The 2662-nt window shown below is 54.5% G+C and carries 2 protein-coding genes; one reads left to right on the top strand and one right to left on the bottom strand.

Features of this window, described 5'->3' with window-relative positions; translation table 11 throughout:
- Positions 1-427: 427 nt before the first annotated feature.
- Positions 428-1567: a glutathione-independent formaldehyde dehydrogenase gene (locus tag EC839_RS23995; protein WP_007163116.1), complete on the top strand. Its 1140-nt coding sequence runs from the start codon at positions 428-430 to the stop codon at positions 1565-1567.
- 683 nt (positions 1568-2250) lie between these two features.
- Here the strand turns inward: EC839_RS23995 and EC839_RS23985 are convergent.
- Positions 2251-2568, bottom strand: a complete 318-nt coding sequence (locus EC839_RS23985) for a hypothetical protein (RefSeq protein ID WP_082900484.1) — start codon at positions 2566-2568, stop codon at positions 2251-2253.
- Positions 2569-2662: the final 94 nt, after the last annotated feature.

Raw genomic sequence — 2662 nt, 5'->3', positions numbered from 1 at the left:
GAGCGGGTTACCTGGTCGATTTTGATCGACGGCCCGCTTTCAAAAGCAGCGAGGGCTGAAGTCGACCGGAAATACAGGGCTACTTCAGACCTTCCTTAGAGGGCGCAAATGGTGCTGAAGTTGCAGAAACTGTCCGATATTCCCTCAAAGCTGTTGATGAAACGCGAGCGGTAATTGGCCAGTGCATCAGGGAGCTCATGAGGGACGTGAGGCGCTGATTGACAGGGGTGTCGTAGCCATATTGCTTCTATGGCGTTTAACTGTCTAATTTCGTCACGAGCTGCAAATTCAAGGGCCTCCACGCGCGGGCGACGGCATCACCACTCGTCTGGTCATAGCTCGATTTGTGGAACATACGTTCGTAGAACTAGACAGACATCTCGTAAGCAGACGAACCCCCTCATCGTCGCTTGAACAGGAGAGTCTAATGAAGGCCATCGTTTACAACGGGCCACGCGACGTCAGCGTGCAAAATGTCCCAGACGCCAAGATCGAAAAACCTACCGACGTCGTAGTGCGCATCACCACTACCAATATCTGCGGCTCTGACCTGCATATGTACGAGGGCCGTACCTCGATGGAGACGGGACGTGTTTTCGGTCACGAGAACCTCGGAGAAGTCATCGAAGTCGGCGCCGGCGTAGATCGCATCAAGGTAGGTGATCGCGTCTGTTTGCCATTTAATATCGGCTGCGGTTTCTGCGAAAACTGTGAAAAAGGTTTGACCGGTTTCTGCCTCACGGCCAACCCCGGCAGTGCTGGTGCTGCTTACGGGTTTGCCGATATGGGCTCATACCAGGGTGGTCAAGCAGAACTGCTGCGTGTGCCATATGCGGACTTCAATTGCTTGGTGCTGCCAGAGGATGCGCAAGAGAAAGAAAACGACTACGTCATGCTGTCAGACATATTCCCCACCGGATGGCATGCCACTGAACTGGCTGGCCTGATGCCAGGTGAAAGCATCGCCATTTACGGTGCAGGGCCAGTGGGCCTGATGGCAGCTCATGCCGCGATGATCAAAGGCGCCTCGCAAGTGTTTGTGGTCGACAACCATCCGGATCGATTGAAATTGGCCGCGCAGATGGGGGCCACGCCAATCAACTCCCTGGAGAAAGAGGCGGTTGATCAGATCCTCAACCTGACTCACGGCAAAGGCACTGATCGAGGTTGTGAGTGTGTGGGGTACCAGTGCTGTGACAAACACGGCCATGAGGTCAATCACCTGACGATGAACAACCTGGTAGCTTCCACCAAGGCCACGGGTGGCATCGGCGTAGTCGGGGTGTTTGTTCCTCAGGATCCGGGCGCGAAAAATGAACTGGCGAAGGAAGGCAAAATGGCCTTCGATTTCGGCGCGTTCTGGTTCAAGGGCCAGCAGATACGCACCGGGCAAGCCAACGTCAAAGCCTATAACCGCAGGCTTGCGGAGTTGATCCATCGCGACCGCGCCAAGCCTTCGCAGATCATCTCTCACAGCCTGAAATTGGCGGAAGGGCCCGATGCGTACAAGCACTTCGATGCGCGAGATGAGGGTTGGACAAAGGTCATTCTGAAGCCGGCAGCCTGATCGAACTGCTGTATGGATCTGACGCCCTGACGATATCGCCGGGCGTCAGCCCAAAGACCCGCCTACTCGCGCTTACAGTATGGCCGCTATGTATTTACCGACCACATACCACCTGTCGTCCGCTCGAAATGCAAGCGCGGTTGTTGCGCAAGATGACCAAGGGAAAAATAGTAAGCGTACTGACTTCGATGGTCGGCCCGCTGCGCTTTCCGGGTGGGGAGATCGTCGACCTTACAGTCAACGCTGGGAAATCGAGCTGGGCTATTGGGCGATCAAGCAGAGACTGCTGGGCGGCGAATATACCCTGAGAAGCAAGACGCCGGAGATGATCGATCAAGAGCTATGCGGTGTGCTGCTGGGCTACAACCTTTTGCGCTACCAGATGGTACTGATGTCCAGGCAGTGTTCCGGTGTGTACCCCTGCGAAATGAGTTTCACTGCCTGCAGTTGGGCCATCTTGGGGTTGCTGCATGGCACGTCACTGAACCATCCCGGCAACTTGCCAGGATTTCTGAGAGATTTGCAACCATCAGCCGCTCGATATGTTTTACCCCATCGGCGAGCTGATCGATGCTTCCCACGCGCAGTCGTTGGACATGCTGTCGAAACGACACATAGACGGCACCTCGTGCGAATTGAGACTCGCACGGGTCCCCACGTTCATTGGGGAATCTGCCAGTGATTTACGTTAAATCAATAACCAGGGGTTCACTTGTAGATGAAAGCCCCTCCAGAATGAATGGAGGGGTAGCCTGATCGGCGATAACCGCTTTGAGCAGATTTAAAACAAGTGTTTCAGTGACGAAGGGCTTGAGCTGACCAATGAACGTTTTGCCATGTTCGAACCAGGCTTTGCGCACTGCCGACTCGATATATCGTTGATAGTCCTCCGAGCTTTGGAACCAGCATTCGCCAATCGCGGGAACCGGCCCTACATCCAGGTATGGCACATGGGTATCGGCAGGGTTTTCAGCCACCAACCTAACCTCATATTTATACAGGCTTTAGGGAAGGTCTGAAAAAGACTTCCTGAATCTGGTGAAATACGCCGATCCCGCCAGCCGAGTTTTTCCATGAAGCAGATGACCTTCGCCG

Origin of the sequence: Pseudomonas sp. JUb52, assembly GCF_004341115.1 — a bacterium.
Taxonomy (GTDB): domain Bacteria; phylum Pseudomonadota; class Gammaproteobacteria; order Pseudomonadales; family Pseudomonadaceae; genus Chryseomonas; species Chryseomonas oryzihabitans.
Note: the sequence above shows the minus strand (reverse complement) of the source record. Positions and strands in the feature narration are given on the sequence as shown.